Below are 18,438 nucleotides of genomic sequence, written 5' to 3' on the forward strand. Positions count from 1 at the left end.
GCTGGTCAACCGTAGGGTTGATCACTTACTCAGTGAATCAAACCGTAGCTTCTGTTTTCTAAGTTGGTCGATACGGGCATCATACCTTGCCTGATTCAGACTGCCGAGTGGCACCATTTCACTTGCCATGCTGTAGTTGTTAATCGCCTCATTCCAGTTTGCCCTGAGGGCGAATAGCTCAGCCTGAGCAGCCAGAGAGCCATGACGAATCCCGCTCTTTTCATACGCTTCTTGTAACATCAGCCACGCATTGATGTCGTCGGAGTGATGGTAACTATACTGCTGCAGTTTGCTGATGGCAGGCTTGAACTGGCCGACTTTGATCTGTGCACTGGCCAGATTCAGAATCAGCACAGCATTATCCGGGTTAACCTCTAATGCACTCTCGAGCCTTTTAATCGCTTGGTCTGTTTTCCCCTGAGCCAGATCGAAGTCTGTCATTGCGTCAATATAAAACAAATTTTTAGGCTCAGCTTTGTAAAGTGGCATGAGTAGTGCCTTAGCCTCTTTGAACCTGCCTTTATCAATATTTATGATAGCTTTGCCGTATTGTAGCGATGGTTTCAGCGAGTCAGGCGCGACTTTCAGCTTGCGGTTAAACCAATCAAGTGCCGATTTATGATCAGTGTAACGTGCTAATATCCGCGCTCTGGCGAGCTGATAATCAGCTGACACCGACAAGGATTTTTTAGGGTAACCTCTGGCTCTTGCTCTGGTGTCAGATACCCTTGCATCTGGTAGCGGGTGTGTTAGCAGGAAGTCTGGCGGAGTAGAGGCATAGCGATATTTGTCAGCCAGACGGTTAAAGAAAGTTGGCATTGCATTGGTGTCAAACCCGGCACGAGCCAGAATATCTATACCAATGCGGTCGGCCTCTCTTTCGTTGTCGCGGGTGTAGTTAATTTTACTCTGGATATTAGCGGCGGCTGTGGCATGAGCGGCGGCAATCCCAGCTTCTGGTGCAGCAATAGCTAGTAGTACTGATCCGACAGCAGCGGCAATAGTCAGCGGAGAGCGTCTTGCTTGATCTTCCATCGCCCGAGCCAAGTGGCGTTGGGTCTGGTGCGCTATTTCGTGTGCAACAACTGAAGCAAGTTCACTTTCACTTTCTGCATAAAGAAACAACCCAGAATGAAGCGCGATGTGACCGCCGAAAAAGGCGAACGCGTTGATATCACTTTTACGAATTAACAAAAAGGAAAATGGGGTTTTTACATCGTTTGCGCTGCCGACCAAACGACTCCCGAGATTGTTAACATAATTTACTAAAAGTGGGTCTGAGATCATGGGTTGCTGAGCACGCAAAATACGAACAAACGCGTCACCGTATTCGATCTCACGGTCGATAGTTAGCGTGCTTGCCGCCGCCGTGCCTAAGTCCGGTAATGAGTAGCCAATGGTCGAATCATCAGCCAGTGCTGACGAGCTACTCAGAAAAGCGCCGAAAAGAAGGTAGGCAAGTGATTTACTGACTTTTAGCATAACCTGAAGATGAAACCTTTGTTAAAACATAGGATGTAATCAAATAGACACTTAATTGACGTCAGGGTTTCTTTGGTGTTCCGACTTTTGTCCTTTACAATGCAAATGATAATAGCGAGCAGCGAAACATAATGGAAATTCAATCCCTTGATTTAAGAGATCAACGATGTCCAATGAGCCTTCTCATGGTGAAAAGGGCGAGTGCTATGTTAGAAAAAGGGCAAAAACTTGAAATTATGTTATCCGACAAAGCTGCTGAGGCGGATATTCAACGATACCTGCTGAGTAACGCTTTTCTGGTATCAAAATCAACTGACGCTGTTGCGACAGTCTTATTAGTTATCAAACAGTAAACGGGAAGAAGAATGTTTGAAATGCTCAGCCGTTGGTATAAACGACGGTTTTCCGACCCTCATGCGGTGAGTCTGGTCATGTTACTCATCACCGGATTTATTATTATCTACTTTTTTGGCAGCCTGTTAACCCCGCTGCTGGTGGCTATTGTTATCGCGTACCTCTTGGAGTGGCCAGTCAACCGGATGATCAGTCTTGGTCTCAACCGGTCTGTTTCCGTTTCTGTGGTGTTATTTCTCTTTGCTGGCGTGATGTTAATCGCGTTTCTGGGGCTAGTTCCGACTATCTGGACGCAGGTTGTCAATTTGATGGCCGACCTGCCGAAAATGTTTAATGGCCTGCAAAGCTACGTTTCACAATTACCAGAAGAATATCCAGATCTTATTCAACCTCATATGGTTACGACACTGATCGATACCATGCAAGATAGAGTACTTAAATTAGGTGAGAGTGTAGTAACAAGTTCTTTATCTTCACTGGTGAGTCTGGTTACCGTCATGATTTATCTGATACTGGTGCCGCTGCTCGCTTTCTTTTTACTGAAAGATAAAGATCAGATGATGTCAGCATTTTTTCGGGTGCTGCCCCGTAATCGGCGATTGACCGACAAGGTGGGCGTCGAAATGAATATGCAAATCACTAACTACATTCGCGGCAAAGTGACTGAGATCATGATTGTGGGGATTGCTACATATATCACCTTCTCCATTCTCGACCTCAGATATGCCGCGTTGCTGAGTGTTGCAACAGGTTTGTCGGTATTGATTCCTTACATCGGCGCTGTTGCAGTGACTGTCCCAATTTTCTTCGTCGCCCTGTTTCAGTGGGGGCTGACGCCGGAACTGGGTTACATGATGTTGGCGTATGGTATTATTCAGGCACTTGACGGTAACCTGTTGGTACCTTTGCTTTTTTCTGAGGCGGTGAACCTCCACCCAGTCGCAATTATCGTTGCGGTATTGTTTTTCGGTGGTTTGTGGGGGTTTTGGGGGGTGTTCTTTGCCATCCCACTCGCCACACTGGTGAAAGCTGTCTGGAATGCGTTTCCGACACCAGATATGGAGGAAGCCGCCGAGTCATAACGGTTATAGCATCTCACATTAAGGACTGCTCTGTACTCACGGAGGTTATGGAGCAGGTTTTACACAATGTGCGTGTCAAAGAGAGCATAAAATTGGAAAACACACATCCTATTGGCGAAAATTCTCAGGCGGATTTTCGTGTTGGCATAGTAGGCGGTGGTATTGCTGGGTCTACAGCTGCCCTTCGTTTATCAGCACTTGGCGTCAAAACCTTGCTATTTGAAGCCAGTGATCACTTAGTAAGTGGTCCCCCGATTTGTCACCTCCATGCTGGTGGTAATTTATACAGGGAAATCAGCGAGCAGCAGTGTCTCTCGCTACTCGAGCAGTCCATTAATCTGGTTCGTGCTTATCCAACGTCAGTTAATCGAAGGCCTACAGTTATCGCTGTGCCTCTCGGTGACGAAGGGGAACCTACCGATATTCTTCCAAGGCTAAATACTTTGCGTCAGCATTATCAGTCGCTTGTCAGCAACGATGCACGTAACAATGTCTTGGGCAATCCGGACAACTACTATCGCTTATATGATAGAGAGCAAATGGAAGCTCTGGCTCAGCAGACGTTGCCAGAATCCCCGCAGTCGCCAGACGACTGGATGATACCTGTCGCCAAGTTTATGTCGCTCGATAAGTTGAAATACCCCGTTGTCTTGGTTGAAGAGTACGGTGTGAGTGTGTTTCGTTTATCGTCTGCCGTAAAAATCGCCCTTGCCAGCCATACCACCTGCCAAGTGAAGGTTAATCACTCGGTCAGTGATATCGTTGAAGATGGGGCAGGGTGGCAAATTAAAACCCGCGATAAACAAGGCCGCTTAAACAACCATAAAGTAGATTTCGTCATTAATGCCAGTGGTTTCCGAACGGGTGAGGTCGATAATCTGGTAAGAGCGAGTAAGAACCGGCTCGTAGAATATAAGGCGGCGTACGTCGCCCATTGGCCTTCGCAACGCGGCCAGTGGCCTGAAGTGATTGTGCACGGGAAGCGCGGAACACCGAAAGGCATGGCTCAGCTTACCCCCTATCCGCAAGGTTTCTTTCAGCTGCACGGCATGACACAGTCAGTGACCTTATTTGAGGGCGGTTTAGCCCAAAGCACAGAGCGGGACGCACAACCTCGATTACCTAATAACCTCATCAGCAAAGTGACTGAGGCTGGGACAACGACGAATTGAGAGTCAGAACAGAGCGTGCAATTTCACACTTTGCTCAATGGATGCCTGTGTTCGAAGAAGCTGAAGTGGGCGGAAAACCTCTATGCGGAGCACAACAGATACCTGGCACCGACCCCAGCCTTCGAGCTGCTGATACCTCATTTATTGGTAACAACTATGCGAGAATGGAAACGGTGAAGGCGTCGTCTGCGTTGGTTGCAGCGGATAAAATCGTTCGTCATCTTAATGGATTGAAACTCGTTGAGCTTTACGACGGATGGGAAGACCCTGCGAATTTATCTACCTCATCCCTCGATGCAAAAGAAGTGGTGTCTATAGCCCGTGGTCTTGCCACGTCCCGCGGTTATCCGGATGCATTAGCTGAGCCGCTACCTGCCTTTTAAAGATATTTATCTGATATAAAAAACCGGCGAATATGCCGGTTTTTTTAATTAAAGCTGAGTATTACGCGTTTTCTTTGAGGTAACTGATCACAACATCGTGGTGATCTTTGGTTTTAAACTTATCGAAGACATGTCCAATGTTGCCTTCTTTGTTTACCAAAAAGCTGATGCGGTGAATGCCATCGTACTCTTTGCCCATAAACTTCTTGAGGCCCCAAACGCCAAATGCGTCGGCAACAGCGTGGTCTTCGTCACTCAACAAAGTAAAATTCAGTTCATCACGCTCGGTAAATTTTGTCAGACGTTTTACTGCATCAGGGCTGATGCCTAAAACAACGGTATCTAACGCGTCTAGTTCTGCTTTGCTGTCACGCAATGAACAGGCCTGAGTTGTGCAGCCGGGAGTCATGGCTTTAGGATAGAAGTAAACCAGTACGTTTTTGTCACCTTTAAACTGGCTTAGGGTTACGTCGCTTCCATTTTGGTCCTGAAGCGTAAAATCAGGAGCGGGAGTGCCGGCCGTCAGGGTTTGCATATTCTTTCCTTATTGTGTCTTTTTGAAGTTCTAGTGGACTGCTCTTCATTGATTAAAGAACAAGCGTAAGGCCTCAACCTTGCCAGTTTCAATACGTAGACAGTGACAATAACGCTCAATGAGACGGTGATCAACTACGCAAAGCAAGGGTTTACTTACCGAGCCCACGCTTGTCTTTGACCAGCGGCATAAAGTACCATGAAGAGACAAATAAAAGATTGGAGTAAAGGCATGTTTTCAGGAAGCATCGTTGCGTTATTGACACCAATGGATTCGTCAGGGGAAGTCGATTATACGAGTCTTAAGAAATTGGTGGATTTTCACGTTGACGCAGGGACTGATGCGATTGTTGCTGTTGGCACAACGGGTGAATCAGCGACAGTAACAGTTGAAGAACACATTAAAATTGTCCTGAAGACACTGGAATTTGCTGATGGCCGGATTCCTGTCATTGCGGGAACTGGCGCTAATGCGACGCATGAAGCAATCACCTTTAGCAAAATGTTTGCGGGTTCAGGTATCGCAGGCTGCCTGAGTGTCGTGCCTTACTACAATAAGCCGTCTCAGGAAGGCCTCTATCAGCATTATAAGGCTATTTCAGAGTCATCTGAGTTACCACAAATTCTTTACAACGTACCTGGACGTACCGTTGCAGACATGTTGCCTGAAACAGTTGCACGTTTATCTGAATTCGATAATATCGTCGGCCTTAAAGACGCCACGGGTGACATGAGCAGAGTGAAGCTCCACCGTGAACTTTGCGGCGAAGATTTTGTCCTACTCAGCGGCGATGATATGACTGGGCTTGATTTCATCGCTGAGGGTGGACACGGCGTGGTCTCTGTGGTGAATAATATTGCAGCTGCGGATATGGCTCAAATGATGAAGCTCGCACTTGCAGGTCAAATGGACCAAGCAAGAGTGATTAACGAGCGACTGATGCCTCTGCATAAAGAGCTGTTCGTTGAAGCAAATCCGATCCCTGTTAAATGGGCTGCGCATCAAATGAAACTGATTGATAATGGCACCCTCCGTCTGCCGTTGACAGAGCTGGACAACACATTCCAGCCAACTGTTATGCAGGCACTTACTCAAGCCGGAATGGTATAGAGGATATACTCGCCGATGAAATCCATGTTTAAGCTACCTGCCAGCGCATTAATAATATCTCTGGCAGGTTGCGCGGGTGGTGTTGATACAAAACATCAGGCCAAGGATGATTTTTCTTATCTTAAAACGCCACCACTAATCGAGCTAACGCCGCTGCCGGACCAGAAACCGTCCCAGCCAAGTATCTTTTCGGTGCCGCAAGGTAACTTCCCGGGTGATTTTGGAAGCCGGGTTGATATAAGACCACCTCTTCAGGTGCTGGGAACTATACCGGGCTCAAGAATAAAGAACGACGGTCGTGGTGTTACCGTGTGGGTAGATACCGAGAAAAAATCTGATCGTCTCTGGGATACTGTGACCAGCTTGGCCACAGACAAAGCGTTTCCTGTCGTCAGTCAGCAAAGCGAAACTATCAAAACAGACTGGATAAGTTGGCCGGATTCGGGTTCACTGAAAGTGAAGTATGAGGTTGACCGACTCTCTGCGAACAAGCGTTACGGGCTTAGTTTGACCGTGACGGATTGGCAGGGAACCCCTGATGGCAAGGTACCCGATAAGAATGTACGCCAACGCTACAATGCGACTATGGCCAATTTGATCACTGAAGCCTACGACAAGAACGTCCGCATAGAAGCTCGCCAGCGAGCGGTTGCGATGAATAAAAATATCCCCATGACCTTGGGCAAGGACCGTGGTGGATTACCTGTTATTATTGCCAGAGCGCCTTACGATATTGTTTGGGAGCGTTTGCCCGGCATACTCGAGTTGATAGGTTTTAGTGTCGAATATCGTAATCGTTCACAAGGAACAATTAACGCTGAGTTTGAAGCACCCAACGAGCAACTATGGCAGAACATAGGTGATAGTGAACTGGAATTTAAGCGCAGTAAGTATGTACTCTTGCTGGGTGATCTTGGTAACCGTACATCAATCAACGTGACTGATGCGAAGGGCAAGCCAATCAGCGAGCAGGCACTGTCTAACTTGGTACCAGTACTTTCTGCTGGTGTCAGCCGTCAAAGTGACGGGAAATAATTTACTGAGGACGCAATAGCGTCCTCTATTTTTATCGCCTTATTGAGGGATTTGGGTAATGGAAAAACGTGCCGAGTTGTATCGTGGCAAAGCGAAATCAGTCTTCACTACTGACGATGAGAATCGCTTTATTTTGCATTTCCGCAACGATACTTCCGCATTTGATGGAGAAATCATTGAGCAATTGGACAGAAAAGGCGAGGTGAACAACAAGTTCAATCACTTTATTATGACCAAGCTTGAAGAGGCGGGTATTCCGACTCAGATGGACTCACTGCTTTCTGACACTGAAGCGTTAGTGAAAAAGCTGGACATGATCCCTGTTGAGTGTGTAGTGCGCAATGTCGCAGCAGGTTCGTTATGTCGCCGACTGGGTGTGGAAGAAGGTACTGAACTGACGCCGTCAACGTTTGAACTCTTCCTGAAAAATGACGAACTTCATGATCCAATGGTGAATGAGTCACTTTGTGAGTCGCTTGGCTTTGCATCTCAAGAGCAATTGGCTGAGATGAAGAAGAGAACCTATGAGGTAAATACCGTTCTTAAAAAGCTGTTCGATGATGCTGGTATGATTCTGGTTGACTATAAACTTGAGTTTGGTGTCGATGTTGATGGCAATATTGTTTTGGGTGATGAATTCAGCCCTGATGGCTGCCGTCTCTGGGATAAAGATACCCGTGAAAAAATGGACAAGGACAGATTCCGTCAGGGGTTGGGTGGTGTTGTCGAATCCTACATTGAAGTCGCGCGTCGTATTGGCTTGGACTTGAGTTAACGCAAGAGATTTTTTTACCACGAAAAAAGCAAACGTTTGCTTTGTGTTGAAGATAAAAAGGCGACCTCAGGTCGCTTTTTTTAATGAGGAAAAACAATTAGATAAATGATGACTCGTCGTCGTCCTTATCATCGTCGTTCTTTTTTCCTGATTTATCCTGCTCTTTTTGAGTTGGCTTTTCTTTGAGACCAAATTTTGCATTGGCGGTATATTTGAGGGCCATGATATTTCCCACCACAACAGCAACAACGATGGCAATGATCACGTAAGGGTTGGTGAGTAAGTCCATGTTAATACTCGCAGATGTTACTGATATAACGAGAATATATCGAATCTAACTCGGAGACGATAGTTGCATTGCCCAGTACTGCGCTTTCCGACAATACATGGGATAACAAATCGGGGGTTAGCGCCTGAAGGTAAGGAAATGAAGTCGCCTTATGGCTGATATGCCAGGGCTCGCGGGCTACGCCGCCTAAATCTTTCTGATAAGGCCTGAAAAAGCCAAAGCGTTCAATGTTGCTGTCTAACCATAGCGAGAACGCTGCCTGATGACCGTCATCGTATTCCCACGGCTCAAGTTTCAATCCAGTTTCTTTTGGTAGGAGATTCTTTGCATAGACATCGACATCTGTTCCCCAATGGTGTCGGCTGGCACCGGGAAGTGCAGACCACCTTAGTATGGCATGGATCTTTTCACTGTCTGTGAGAAGAGATGGATCGATGACAGTGCCCGCATCATCAAGAATGGGGCGTCTGCCATCAAATTTACTGTTCCAGATCAGGCACTGTCGATCGAAGTCTCTGAAGCTGCTGGCAATAGACAAGGAGAACCCAGCATTTTCAGCCGCTTCGCGCAGCATAGCGAAGTCGGCAACAACGTGGTGGTTCAACCAATGGTCGCCAACTTGCGTGAGGTGTGCAGTGTCTCGTCCGGTCAGTGCCGCTGGAGTCATATTATCTCGTCAGTGCTTTTTCGAGGACCTTCTGATACATATCGGTCAGTTTTTCTAAATCTGCCACTTTCACGCACTCATTAACTTTGTGAATTGTGGCATTGACCGGACCAAGCTCAATGACCTGTGTACCCATCTGAGCGATAAATCGCCCATCAGATGTACCGCCTGTGGTCAGTAATTCTGGTTGGCGACTGTTTACTTCAGATACTGCTTCAACCACTGCATCCAATAAATCACCGGTATCGGTGAGGAAGGGCTGGCCACTTAAGATCCAATTGAGGTCATATTCCAGATCGTGTTTGTCCAAAATTTGGTGAACACGCTGCTTGATCAGTTCATCTGTCAGCTCTGTACTGAAGCGAAAGTTAAACTGTACCTGTAATTCACCCGGGATGACGTTACCCGCACCTGTACCTGAAGATAGATTTGGGATTTGAAAACTTGTAGGAGGAAAATATGCATTTCCCTGATCCCACTCCATAGCAGCGAGTTCAGTGAGGGCGGGCAGGGCTTCATGAACCGGGTTTTTCGCCAGTTGCGGGTAAGCAACATGTCCTTGAATACCACGAACAGTGAGTTCACCAGTGATCGAGCCCCGACGTCCGTTTTTGACTACGTCTCCTACTTCAGCAGTACTGGAGGGCTCACCCACGATGCACATATCAATGATTTCATCACGCGCCATCAGCGTATCAACAACACGCGTAGTACCGTTGATGAAAGGACCCTCTTCGTCAGACGTAATGAGGAAGGCGATAGAGCCATTATGATCTGGGTTTTCAGCAACAAATCGCTCGACCGCAACCACCATTGCCGCTAATGACCCTTTCATATCCGCAGCACCTCGACCATACAGATAGCCATCGGTGACAGTGGGTTCAAACGGTGGTGTGTTCCACTCGCTTAACGGCCCGGCGGGTACGACATCTGTGTGTCCGGCAAAGGCAAACAATGGGCCATTTGTTCCGCGTCGTGCCCAGAGGTTAGTGGTGTCCTCGAATACCATTCTTTCTATCGTGAAACCCAACGCTTCCAGTCGGGCAATCATCATTTCCTGACAGCCTTCATCCTCTGGGGTCACTGAGGGGCGGCTGATCAAATCCTTGGCTAGAGACAATACTGCGCTGTCTATCATTAAGGTGTCCTTTCTACTAATGAAGCATGTTTAATCAAAAATCACTTGGTACTGCTCGGGCTTGAATCCGAGGTAATAGTCGCCATTGTGTTCGAGTAATGGACGTTTAATCATTGCTGGATGAATGAGCATTAGTGCAGCTGCATTGTCCTGATTAAGGTTGTTCTTTTGTTCATCACTTAACTGGCGGTATGTTGTGCCACGTTTATTCACCAGTGCTTCCCAGCCTAGTGAATCAATAAATTTCTGGACCATTGCTTGGTCGATGCCGTCTTTACGGTAATCATGAAACACGAATTGTTTTTCTTCCGCTTCAAGCCACTTCAGCGCTTTTTTTATCGTGTCACAATTTTTGATCCCATAAACCACTGTCGCCATCTGCTGTGTCTCCAATAATGCGTTTACTTTGTGGAGCATAGAGTGACACTGCGTTAGCTGTAAAGCAAGAGAGACAGCATGGCAAGCCTCTTCCTATGTTGCTATCAGATATACTGATTAGGTGCAGCAAAATTAATAACGTTACATAACAGGCACGAAAAGTTTGAGCAAAGTGTAATTTGTTACCGAGCTGAAATGCTATCTTAACGGAGTAATTATCGGCTTTGAGACAGTGAAATAAGTATGGAAATGAACCCTGTTTTTGCTCGCAGACTTTATCTGGCCTACCTTGTGGACAGCCTCGAGAAACCCAACGTACCTGCATTGATAGAGATCACTGGCTGGCCGCGCAGAACTATTCAGGACGCCATTAAGTCTTTGCCAAGTTTTGGTTTTGAGTTGTCGTTCGTGCAGGACGGGCATCGTCATAACGATGGCTATTATCAGATAGAAGGATGGGGGCCAATTGACAGACAATGGGTATATGACGCAAGTAAGTCACTGGCCCAGCAGTTCGAAACTGCTTAATCAATCTGATTCTTTTCTACCAGCGCCTCGCGAAGCCTTTTCGCCCTGTTGCGGTTAGCACCGAGGTCGGAGTAGCCGACGCGAGATTCAGATCTGACAATCAGCTGATCATCTCTTATGCGCACTTCTAAATCGTCGACAAAACCGAGGATAGGGCTGGAGTACTCAAATCTTGCATAATTCTTTTTCCACTCGGCAAGTTTTGCTCCAGGAAGTGAAAGAGCGGCTTCCGTTATCTTCTCCATCGTTGCTTCGCTGGTGAGCACGTATGGCTCCAAGAAAAAGTTGTCGCGTACATCTTGAGTAGAAACACAGTTAGGGCTACTTCCACAAGGCTGTAGGGATCTATCTTCCACTTCTGTGACACCTGATGAGCAGCCGGTGAGGAAAAATATAGCTGCTGAAAACAACGTGAGTTCAATTCGGAATAGAGTAGGTGTCATTTCATTTACCTCAGATACATTAAACCGTTTGTTATGCGGCGGCACTATTGCTACCACTTTTCATCAGACTATCTTCTCTTTTTACATCCAGTAGTGCCTTCCATTTATTAACAGCTTGAGGCAACACAGGCGTATCTGTGTACCGTGATGTACCAATAAGTTCAGTTATATGTATCTGTTTTCCTTGCGCGGTATGGCAAACAGCACGGGCATGAGCAATACAGTGCAGTCCTTTATCGCTGACAAACTTGTGCTCAAAGTACATATATTTCTCATCCCAGCCAAGAAGTTGTGTTTCTAAAGTGAATTTACAGAGAGGGGGGATGCTCTTGATGAATGTAAATTCGCTGGCATTGACTGAGAATTTAAGATTTCGTCTAAGCATTTTTGACAGGGCGCCAACTTGGGCAAGAAAATTAGCTCGACCAATATCATTGAAGGAAGAATAGCGCGAGTTAGTAAGGTGAAAGTAGATGTCGCAATCTGTTGGCAATGCCCGAAAGGACAACGTAGTTTTATCGAATGCATCAACCCTGTTTGTTTTGAATATTCGCAACATAACCACAAAGATTAATCGAAAAATAAGATTCATACTTCATTCCCTGACTGTTTTTCACTCAAGGCTATCAGAGGTCATACCAGTGAGCAAGTTCGGGTTATGAACTGATCTTCTGACTGATTGCGTTGGTGAGATAAAATTACAGCGCAAATCTGAATGTTTACTGTCTTTCGCTGTCACATTTAATATCTTGTAAATAGTGGTTTTTTAGGAAGGTAGGCTGTTCTGCTCTTTTTATAACCCTACTGATAAAATACTAAAATCCGTGATCTTGCTGCTAGAGTGGGGCACCGCTCTTTGAATCAGCCCTCACATTTCTCATTTATGACTTTGCCACCCGGCAGTTTTTTGACACAGTGCCTGCACAAATGTTGTTTGCGTGGGAACAATCCGTAAATAGCAAAAAAATGGAAAGCGATATGCTACTCGATAACCCGGATCATTTTGATCAGCATGGAAACAGAAAAGCGCCTTGGTTGTTTTGGTTTGCCACTGTATTTCTTGCACGCGCATGGTGGATTTTTGTTTTTGCAGGTGCCAGCCGTGGTCAAGGTGAGACCTTACTGAGCCTGTTTTATCCTGACAAATACGCGCTCTATACCGGGTTTGTCACTGGGACGCCTGCACTCTGTTTGATGTTGCTGGCGGGCAGTCAGCATCTCTTTCCCGTGTGGTTAAAAGCAAAGTGGCAATATCTCTGGTGGTTACTCCCGGCGAGTTGCCTCGTTGATTTAGCGATTCAGGTAAAGCACATGATGATGCTTCATTGGCAGTTTCAATGGAGTGCTGCTGTCACCCTTGTAGTAGGGGGCTGGGTCACTTTTTACCTTTTGAAGAGTCGTCGAGTAAGGCTGCTCTTTTCTGTCCCGGAGTAGAGAATCATTTATGAATGACTGGAAAAAAGGTTTCGTACTTTTTAGTGCCATGCTCAGTCCTCTGGCGATGGCAGACTGGCAAGTTGATATTGCCTTTGAGTTTTCAAGAAAAGGGAAAACCCAAAGTACTGAAACGTCAGTATCACTGGTACCCGGTGAGGAGACCCTGTTGTTCGAGGTCAACTCAGGAAGAACTTTGATTGGAAAAGCTGAGCTTATTGATGTAACCGCTGATGAGGTCAGTATCGCGATGTTGATTCAGGAGCAACTGGATGACGGTGCGAAACGGACGATTATGTCGCCGGTAATGAAAACCGGATTGAACATTCCCACCTCTTTTGACGTGAGTGATAGTCAGTCTGAGGAATTTGCTTCGTTAAAGATTCAACTGACATCAGTATAAAGACACACAAATTATCAATCCGAAAAGTCAGCATTGAGCTGACTTTTTAATGCCTGTTTAATCCCACGTACATAGCCAACGACTATCTCTTTTTACTCCTATCTAATACTTAAAAACATTAATTTACTTGTGGTTTTATGTGTCAGATATTAAGTTAACCCCGTGTGATCTGATGACCTCCATTTGGCCGATTTTACGGGTGCCATGTTTACTGTTATTCCTCTTTCATTGCGTGATTTCTTTGTGCTGAAGAATGCTTTTACTGACATCCTCATTATATTTGCTGAGTCTGGAATCTTCAGGTTACTGGAGTAAACCCCTGATGGGGCGATTATTTTTTTGGAGGCTTTTGTGGAAAACGCTCAAGGTGGCATTGTGCCTGAAGCAGGTGCATTTGCGCTGTACGCATTAATTAAAATAAAAAAAGACACGTTAAAGGTTATTGACCGATGCTGCGACTTGGCATCACTGGCAGCTGATATTGCGCATTCGCAACCCGGTAGCCAGTTAAAAGCTGCCGTCTCGTTCAGCCCAGCTGTATGTCAGTCGTTATCACTGAGTGTGCCTGATGATTTTTCAGCATTTACGTCGTTAGGGAAAAAAGATGCTGTTGCTCCTGCGACAGACTGTGATGTTCTCGTTCATATCCACTCTGAGAGACATGACCTCAATTTTCATGCGCTCCGCGCGCTTCTGGCACCCATTGCCGATGAGGTCACCGTTATCGATGAAACATATGGTTATCGCTATCTGGATTCTCGTGACATGACTGGCTTTATTGATGGCACTGAGAACCCTAAAAAATATGATGCGAGAGCTGATGTGGCGATCATCAAAGAGGGTGAGTGCACAGGCGGTAGTGTTGTGTTGCACCAACGCTATGTTCACAAGCTTTCAGCCTGGGAGCAGCTTGAAGTCGATAAGCAGGAAAAAATTATTGGCAGGACCAAAGCTGACTCGATTGAGCTCAGCGAGATGCCTGTTGATTCACATGTTGGCAGGGTCGATATCAAAGAAAAGGGCAAAGGGCTAAAAATAGTCCGTCACAGCCTGCCTTATGGCACGGTATCTGGTGAGCACGGTCTGCTATTTCTCGCTTACTGTAACAACCAACACAACCTTGATGTGATGGTTAAAAGCATGTTTGGTGAGAGTGATGGTAATACAGATGCAATGTTACGCTATTCGAGTGCTGTAACAGGTGCCTATATGTATGCACCTTCAACGAGTCAGCTGGCCACGTTGAGTAAAAGGTAAAAAAAAGCGCAGCTTATAAGCTGCGCTTCTCTATCTGCATATCAATTATTTTTTAATACGCAGAACCGGGTTTTCGCCCACATTAACCGCACCAGTCAGCTTGTTCAGCTCTTTGATCTCATCCATATTTGAGATAACAACAGGTGTCAGAATAGATTTCGCTTTCTCTTCCAGCATCGCCAGATCGAATTCGATGATTGGATCGCCAACTTTCACCGTCTGACCTTCTTCAGCGATACGCTTAAAGCCTTCACCTTTCAGTTCAACGGTGTCGATACCGAAGTGAACAAACAGCTCAATACCGTCTTCTGATTCAATTGAGAATGCGTGGTTAGTTTCGAAAATTTTACCAATGGTACCGTTTACCGGTGCAACCATTTTGTCGCCAGAAGGCTTGATCGCGATACCGTCACCAACGATTTTCTCAGCGAAAACAACGTCTGGCACATCTTCGATATTTACGATTTCACCTGAAAGCGGTGCAATAATTTCGATCGCATTCGCGTCATTGCTGTCTTCAGAAACCAGTTTCTTTAGTTTGTCAAACAGACCCATAGTGTTTGCTCCTAAGCGTTATCATTTTTCTGCTGTATTCTAGCAGACAGTTTTCTCAGCAATGAATTTTTCTACGTGTGCAGCGATTTCAGCGGCAGTAGGCATTGCCAGCGCTTCATCTGCCATCGCTTTCACATCGGCAAAATTAGCGTTACGTATAATTTTTTTGACGCGTGGGATAGAGATAGCACTCATGCTGAACTCGTCAAGTCCCATACCCATCAACAGCAAGGTTGCGCGCTCATCACCCGCCAGCTCACCACACATGCCTGTCCATTTGCCTTCTTTGTGAGAAGCATCAATAACTTGCTTGATCACAGTCAGTACTGCTGGTGACAGTGGGTTATACAGGTGTGAGATCAGCTCATTTCCACGGTCTACTGCCAAAGTATACTGGGTCAGGTCGTTGGTACCAATACTGAAGAACGCAACTTCTTTTGCAAGATGGTGCGCAATTGCAGCTGCTGCTGGTGTTTCAACCATCACACCGATTTCGATGTTTTCGTCAAATGGTTTTTCTTCTTTACGAAGTTCAGCCTTATATTGCTCAATCGCTGCTTTTAGCTCTCGGATCTCTTCAACAGAGATGATCATCGGGAACATAATCCGCAGTTTGCCATGAGCAGAGGCACGCAAAATAGCACGAAGCTGATCACGAAGTATTTCACGACGATCAAGGCTTATACGCACGGCACGCCAGCCAAGGAACGGGTTCATTTCCTTTGGCAAGTCCATGTATGGCAGATCTTTATCACCACCAATATCCATAGTACGGATAATAACAGGGTGGCCATGAGTTGCTTCAGCAACATCTTTGTACGCTTTGTACTGCTCTTCTTCTGTCGGCAGTGCATCACGATCCATGAACAGGAATTCAGTACGATAAAGGCCAACACCTTCACCACCGTTACGGTTTACGCCGTCACAGTCTTTCACTGTACCTATGTTGCCGCATACTTCTACCTGATGACCATCAAGAGTGATTGCTGGTAAGTCTTTCAGCTTTGCCAGTTCTTCTTTCTCTGCCAGAAAGCTGTTGCGGATACTTTTGAAGCGTTCTAGCTCTTCTGCATTCGGATTAACGATGATTTGGTTGTTGATTGCATCAAGAACCAGCATGTCACCGTTTTTCACCTGCTGAGTGATGTCGTTGGTACCAACAATGGCAGGCAGCTCAAGAGAACGTGCCATGATCGAGGTGTGCGAAGTGCGTCCACCGATATCTGTAATGAAACCAAGTACGTAATCAAGATTAATCTGTGCTGTTTCTGACGGTGTCAGATCATTAGCAACCAAGATCACTTCTTCATTAATCGCACTTAGCGATACGATGTTGATACCCAGTGCGTTTTTTACGAAACGAGTGCCGATATCTCGGATATCCGTAGCGCGTTCTTTCAGGTATTCGTCATCCAGCGATTCAAGAGTCTGCGCTTGCTCTTCAATAACACTGTGGATCGCATAATCGGCTGAATAGTTATCCTTGATCAGAGAGATAATCTCTTCTTCAAGTTCTTCATCTTCCAGCAACATAATGTGGCCTTCGAAGATGGCTTCTTTCTCTTCGCCGAAGGTTTCGCGAGCCTTCTCTTTGATGGCTTCTAGCTGTAGTTTTGATTTTTCGCGCGCATCAAAAAGACGCTGAATTTCTTGGTCCAGTTTGTCAGCCGGAACCGGATTTTTATTGATGACGATTTCGTCTTCTTGCAACAGAAGCGCTTTACCGAAAGCAATACCAGGAGATGCCAGGATACCTGAAATCATAGCCTTGTCCTACGTTGAATAGTGTAATGATGGATAAATGAAAAAAGAGCCGGATTATTCCAGCTCGTCCATCAGCTTAACCAGAGTTTCAACCGCGTTTTCCGCTTCTGCGCCTTCTGCTTTGATAGTAACAACAGTACCTTGAGTCAGACCCAGAGTTTGCAGTTTAAACAGGCTGGTTGCGCTTGCTTCACGACCGTTAGACTCAACAGTAATTTTCGCATCAAAGCCTTTTGCTTCTTTTACGAACTGAGCCGCAGGACGAGTGTGCAGACCGTTAGGAGCCGTGATTTCTACTTGCTTCTGATACATGTTTTACCCCAATGCATTAATAATTTATGTTCATGTAATAAATACTTGGCTAGCTTAAACCTATTGCAGGCGATTAGCCATAATAGCGGTTAATTTAGCCAGAATTTGCCCACCTTGGCTTAACCTGTATCAAATTTTTACGACATTTTTCGTCAACAGGCCATGTGTCTTTATCAGGTGGCTTTGTTTTATTTTGGAGCTAAAAATAAATAGCGGGGAATTTTTACTAGAGAGGGCTCGAAAAATCAAATAAAAAAGCCCCTACCGGGGCTTTTATGGGTTAAGAGTGCGGTTATGTGAAGCCGCGCAGAAAATTATTGTTGGTTTTCTAGCTCAGTGAAAATACCAGCGAACAACGCTGTGCTGAGGTAACGCTCACCAGAACTTGGCAAAATTGCAACAATGTTTTTGCCTGCAAACTCAGGCAGCTCGGCAACTCTGTTTGCAGCAACAACTGCTGCACCTGAAGAAATACCAGCCAGAATACCTTCTTCTTCCATCAGACGACGGGCCATTGCAATCGCGTCATCAGAGCTAACTTGAACGACTTTGTCGACCAGCGATAAATCCAGGTTGCCAGGAACGAATCCAGCACCGATACCTTGAATCTTGTGTGGAGCAGGTTGAACCTCATCACCCGCAATAGTTTGGGCAATGACAGGAGATTCAGTAGGCTCAACTGCGACGGTTGTGATCGCCTTGCCTTTTGTTTGTTTGATGTAACGGCTGACGCCAGTCAGTGTACCACCAGTACCTACACCAGAAACGAAAACGTCAACTTCACCATCTGTGTCTTCCCAGATCTCAGGGCCCGTTGTTTTTTCGTGAATTTCAGGGTTCGCAGGGTTGTTGAACTGCTGTAGCATCAAATATTTGGATGGGTCAGAAGCAACAATTTCTTCCGCTTTGGCTATCGCACCTTTCATGCCTTTTGGTGCTTCTGTAAGAACCAGGTTTGCACCCAGCGCTTTGAGCAACTTACGGCGCTCCAGACTCATCGATTCTGGCATGGTCAGCGTCAGTTTATAACCACGTGCAGCTGCTACGTAAGCTAACGCGACGCCTGTGTTTCCGCTCGTTGGTTCAACCAGTTCAGTGCCCGCTTTGAGCTCACCAGACTTCTCTGCGTTCCAAATCATGTTTGCGCCAATACGGCACTTCACACTAAAGCTTGGGTTACGTGCTTCAATCTTAACCAGGACATTCCCATTACTTACCCGGTTCAAACGTACCAGTGGGGTATTTCCAATTGTTGTTGAATTATCTTCGTAAATTTTTCCCATCTCAATCGTTCCTTCGTATGGTCATACGTTTCGTGTTAATACAGCATATACAGCGTGGA

21 protein-coding genes and 1 pseudogene are annotated in these 18,438 nt (G+C 46.0%); 10 read left to right on the forward strand and 12 right to left on the reverse strand.

Annotated elements, in window-relative coordinates:
- Positions 1 to 21: 21 nt before the first annotated feature.
- Entirely contained in the window at positions 22 to 1,482 is a 1,461-nt protein-coding gene (gene bepA / locus A8L45_RS15645) for a beta-barrel assembly-enhancing protease (protein WP_068903938.1), read from the reverse strand.
- 131 nt (positions 1,483 to 1,613) lie between these two features.
- On the opposite strand from bepA, the gene A8L45_RS23875 reads away from it, so the two are divergent.
- The 3 genes and pseudogenes from A8L45_RS23875 (at position 1,614) to A8L45_RS15655 (ending at position 4,473) form a co-directional block, all read left to right on the forward strand.
- On the forward strand, positions 1,614 to 1,835 hold the full coding sequence (locus A8L45_RS23875; protein WP_083228367.1) for a sulfurtransferase TusA family protein: 222 nt from the start codon (positions 1,614 to 1,616) through the stop codon (positions 1,833 to 1,835).
- Between the two features lie 12 nt (positions 1,836 to 1,847).
- On the forward strand, positions 1,848 to 2,918 hold the full coding sequence (locus tag A8L45_RS15650) for an AI-2E family transporter (RefSeq protein WP_068903940.1): 1,071 nt from the start codon (positions 1,848 to 1,850) through the stop codon (positions 2,916 to 2,918).
- Positions 2,919 to 2,965: 47 nt separating this feature from the next.
- Positions 2,966 to 4,473 (forward strand): annotated as a pseudogene (locus tag A8L45_RS15655) (FAD-dependent oxidoreductase).
- 61 nt (positions 4,474 to 4,534) lie between these two features.
- On the opposite strand, the gene bcp reads toward A8L45_RS15655, so the two are convergent.
- Positions 4,535 to 5,008 carry a thioredoxin-dependent thiol peroxidase gene (bcp, locus tag A8L45_RS15660; RefSeq protein ID WP_068903942.1) on the reverse strand — a complete coding sequence of 158 codons (474 nt, stop codon included), beginning with the start codon at positions 5,006 to 5,008 and terminating at the stop codon, positions 4,535 to 4,537.
- 231 nt (positions 5,009 to 5,239) lie between these two features.
- Between bcp and dapA the strand changes: the two genes are divergently transcribed.
- The 3 genes from dapA to purC are packed head-to-tail and all read left to right on the forward strand — an operon-like array spanning position 5,240 to position 7,928.
- A complete protein-coding gene (gene dapA, locus A8L45_RS15665; protein ID WP_068903945.1) occupies positions 5,240 to 6,118 on the forward strand; it encodes a 4-hydroxy-tetrahydrodipicolinate synthase in 879 nt (292 codons plus the stop codon).
- 15 nt (positions 6,119 to 6,133) lie between these two features.
- Entirely contained in the window at positions 6,134 to 7,153 is a 1,020-nt protein-coding gene (gene bamC / locus A8L45_RS15670; RefSeq protein ID WP_068903948.1) for an NlpB/DapX family lipoprotein, read from the forward strand.
- Between the two features lie 58 nt (positions 7,154 to 7,211).
- Positions 7,212 to 7,928, forward strand: coding sequence for a phosphoribosylaminoimidazolesuccinocarboxamide synthase (gene purC, locus A8L45_RS15675; protein WP_068903950.1), 717 nt, complete (start codon positions 7,212 to 7,214; stop codon positions 7,926 to 7,928).
- A gap of 97 nt (positions 7,929 to 8,025) precedes the next feature.
- Here purC and A8L45_RS15680 read toward each other — a convergent pair whose 3' ends face one another.
- Genes A8L45_RS15680 through A8L45_RS15695 form a run of 4 tightly spaced genes read right to left on the reverse strand, consistent with a single transcriptional unit; the run spans position 8,026 to position 10,400 of the window.
- Positions 8,026 to 8,217, reverse strand: a complete 192-nt coding sequence (locus A8L45_RS15680) for a DUF2897 family protein (protein ID WP_068903953.1) — start codon at positions 8,215 to 8,217, stop codon at positions 8,026 to 8,028.
- A 1-nt stretch (position 8,218) separates the two neighbouring features.
- Positions 8,219 to 8,884, reverse strand: coding sequence for a M15 family metallopeptidase (locus A8L45_RS15685; protein WP_068903955.1), 666 nt, complete (start codon positions 8,882 to 8,884; stop codon positions 8,219 to 8,221).
- A 1-nt stretch (position 8,885) separates the two neighbouring features.
- Positions 8,886 to 10,022, reverse strand: a complete 1,137-nt coding sequence (dapE, locus tag A8L45_RS15690; RefSeq protein ID WP_068903957.1) for a succinyl-diaminopimelate desuccinylase — start codon at positions 10,020 to 10,022, stop codon at positions 8,886 to 8,888.
- A gap of 30 nt (positions 10,023 to 10,052) precedes the next feature.
- Positions 10,053 to 10,400, reverse strand: coding sequence for an ArsC family reductase (locus A8L45_RS15695; protein ID WP_068903959.1), 348 nt, complete (start codon positions 10,398 to 10,400; stop codon positions 10,053 to 10,055).
- A 243-nt stretch (positions 10,401 to 10,643) separates the two neighbouring features.
- Here A8L45_RS15695 and A8L45_RS15700 point away from each other — a divergent pair, with 243 nt between their 5' ends.
- On the forward strand, positions 10,644 to 10,928 hold the full coding sequence (locus A8L45_RS15700) for a helix-turn-helix domain-containing protein (protein WP_068903962.1): 285 nt from the start codon (positions 10,644 to 10,646) through the stop codon (positions 10,926 to 10,928).
- On the opposite strand, the gene A8L45_RS15705 is transcribed toward A8L45_RS15700, so the two are convergent.
- Both A8L45_RS15705 and A8L45_RS15710 read right to left on the reverse strand, forming a co-directional pair.
- Complete coding sequence (locus A8L45_RS15705; protein ID WP_068903964.1) at positions 10,925 to 11,371, reverse strand: DUF1499 domain-containing protein; 447 nt, start codon at positions 11,369 to 11,371, stop codon at positions 10,925 to 10,927. The two genes, A8L45_RS15700 and A8L45_RS15705, sit on opposite strands and share 4 nt — an antisense overlap.
- Positions 11,372 to 11,402: 31 nt before the next feature.
- The gene (locus tag A8L45_RS15710; protein ID WP_068903967.1) at positions 11,403 to 11,963 is read right to left on the reverse strand and encodes a thioesterase family protein; all 561 of its coding nucleotides are present in this window, start codon (positions 11,961 to 11,963) and stop codon (positions 11,403 to 11,405) included.
- Between the two features lie 374 nt (positions 11,964 to 12,337).
- Here A8L45_RS15710 and A8L45_RS15715 point away from each other — a divergent pair, with 374 nt between their 5' ends.
- The 3 genes from A8L45_RS15715 to A8L45_RS15725 all read left to right on the forward strand — a co-directional run bounded on the left by A8L45_RS15715 (position 12,338) and on the right by A8L45_RS15725 (position 14,465).
- Positions 12,338 to 12,805, forward strand: a complete 468-nt coding sequence (locus A8L45_RS15715; RefSeq protein WP_068903969.1) for a DUF2919 domain-containing protein — start codon at positions 12,338 to 12,340, stop codon at positions 12,803 to 12,805.
- Between the two features lie 10 nt (positions 12,806 to 12,815).
- On the forward strand, positions 12,816 to 13,208 hold the full coding sequence (locus A8L45_RS15720; protein WP_068903971.1) for a hypothetical protein: 393 nt from the start codon (positions 12,816 to 12,818) through the stop codon (positions 13,206 to 13,208).
- A gap of 351 nt (positions 13,209 to 13,559) precedes the next feature.
- Complete coding sequence (locus tag A8L45_RS15725) at positions 13,560 to 14,465, forward strand: Dyp-type peroxidase (protein ID WP_068903973.1); 906 nt, start codon at positions 13,560 to 13,562, stop codon at positions 14,463 to 14,465.
- A gap of 45 nt (positions 14,466 to 14,510) precedes the next feature.
- Here the strand turns inward: A8L45_RS15725 and crr are convergent, their stop codons facing one another.
- From crr to cysK, 4 genes are all read right to left on the reverse strand, one after another.
- Positions 14,511 to 15,020 (reverse strand): PTS glucose transporter subunit IIA, encoded by a 510-nt coding sequence (crr, locus tag A8L45_RS15730; protein ID WP_068903975.1) that lies wholly within the window; start codon positions 15,018 to 15,020, stop codon positions 14,511 to 14,513.
- 39 nt (positions 15,021 to 15,059) lie between these two features.
- A complete protein-coding gene (ptsI, locus tag A8L45_RS15735; protein ID WP_068903983.1) occupies positions 15,060 to 16,784 on the reverse strand; it encodes a phosphoenolpyruvate-protein phosphotransferase PtsI in 1,725 nt (574 codons plus the stop codon).
- Positions 16,785 to 16,838: 54 nt separating this feature from the next.
- On the reverse strand, positions 16,839 to 17,096 hold the full coding sequence (locus tag A8L45_RS15740) for an HPr family phosphocarrier protein (RefSeq protein ID WP_068903986.1): 258 nt from the start codon (positions 17,094 to 17,096) through the stop codon (positions 16,839 to 16,841).
- 314 nt (positions 17,097 to 17,410) lie between these two features.
- Positions 17,411 to 18,379: a cysteine synthase A gene (cysK, locus tag A8L45_RS15745; protein WP_068903988.1), complete on the reverse strand. Its 969-nt coding sequence runs from the start codon at positions 18,377 to 18,379 to the stop codon at positions 17,411 to 17,413.
- Positions 18,380 to 18,438: the final 59 nt, after the last annotated feature.

It is taken from the genome of Veronia pacifica, from assembly GCF_001707825.1.
GTDB lineage: Bacteria > Pseudomonadota > Gammaproteobacteria > Enterobacterales > Vibrionaceae > Veronia > Veronia pacifica.

What these genes read in the sequence shown, in the direction of transcription:
- A8L45_RS15710 (WP_068903967.1), bottom strand. Translation starts at nt 11,963, where the DNA reads ATGAATCTTATTTTTCGATTAATCTTTGTGGTTATGTTGCGAATATTC.
- purC (WP_068903950.1), top strand. Translation starts at nt 7,212, where the DNA reads ATGGAAAAACGTGCCGAGTTGTATCGTGGCAAAGCGAAATCAGTCTTC.
- dapA (WP_068903945.1), top strand. Translation starts at nt 5,240, where the DNA reads ATGTTTTCAGGAAGCATCGTTGCGTTATTGACACCAATGGATTCGTCA.
- dapE (WP_068903957.1), bottom strand. Translation starts at nt 10,022, where the DNA reads ATGATAGACAGCGCAGTATTGTCTCTAGCCAAGGATTTGATCAGCCGC.
- A8L45_RS15740 (WP_068903986.1), bottom strand. Translation starts at nt 17,096, where the DNA reads ATGTATCAGAAGCAAGTAGAAATCACGGCTCCTAACGGTCTGCACACT.
- bcp (WP_068903942.1), bottom strand. Translation starts at nt 5,008, where the DNA reads ATGCAAACCCTGACGGCCGGCACTCCCGCTCCTGATTTTACGCTTCAG.
- A8L45_RS23875 (WP_083228367.1), top strand. Translation starts at nt 1,614, where the DNA reads ATGGAAATTCAATCCCTTGATTTAAGAGATCAACGATGTCCAATGAGC.
- A8L45_RS15650 (WP_068903940.1), top strand. Translation starts at nt 1,848, where the DNA reads ATGTTTGAAATGCTCAGCCGTTGGTATAAACGACGGTTTTCCGACCCT.
- A8L45_RS15685 (WP_068903955.1), bottom strand. Translation starts at nt 8,884, where the DNA reads ATGACTCCAGCGGCACTGACCGGACGAGACACTGCACACCTCACGCAA.
- A8L45_RS15705 (WP_068903964.1), bottom strand. Translation starts at nt 11,371, where the DNA reads ATGACACCTACTCTATTCCGAATTGAACTCACGTTGTTTTCAGCAGCT.
- crr (WP_068903975.1), bottom strand. Translation starts at nt 15,020, where the DNA reads ATGGGTCTGTTTGACAAACTAAAGAAACTGGTTTCTGAAGACAGCAAT.
- cysK (WP_068903988.1), bottom strand. Translation starts at nt 18,379, where the DNA reads ATGGGAAAAATTTACGAAGATAATTCAACAACAATTGGAAATACCCCA.
- bamC (WP_068903948.1), top strand. Translation starts at nt 6,134, where the DNA reads ATGAAATCCATGTTTAAGCTACCTGCCAGCGCATTAATAATATCTCTG.
- A8L45_RS15715 (WP_068903969.1), top strand. Translation starts at nt 12,338, where the DNA reads ATGGAAAGCGATATGCTACTCGATAACCCGGATCATTTTGATCAGCAT.
- A8L45_RS15680 (WP_068903953.1), bottom strand. Translation starts at nt 8,217, where the DNA reads ATGGACTTACTCACCAACCCTTACGTGATCATTGCCATCGTTGTTGCT.
- bepA (WP_068903938.1), bottom strand. Translation starts at nt 1,482, where the DNA reads ATGCTAAAAGTCAGTAAATCACTTGCCTACCTTCTTTTCGGCGCTTTT.
- A8L45_RS15700 (WP_068903962.1), top strand. Translation starts at nt 10,644, where the DNA reads ATGGAAATGAACCCTGTTTTTGCTCGCAGACTTTATCTGGCCTACCTT.
- ptsI (WP_068903983.1), bottom strand. Translation starts at nt 16,784, where the DNA reads ATGATTTCAGGTATCCTGGCATCTCCTGGTATTGCTTTCGGTAAAGCG.
- A8L45_RS15695 (WP_068903959.1), bottom strand. Translation starts at nt 10,400, where the DNA reads ATGGCGACAGTGGTTTATGGGATCAAAAATTGTGACACGATAAAAAAA.
- A8L45_RS15720 (WP_068903971.1), top strand. Translation starts at nt 12,816, where the DNA reads ATGAATGACTGGAAAAAAGGTTTCGTACTTTTTAGTGCCATGCTCAGT.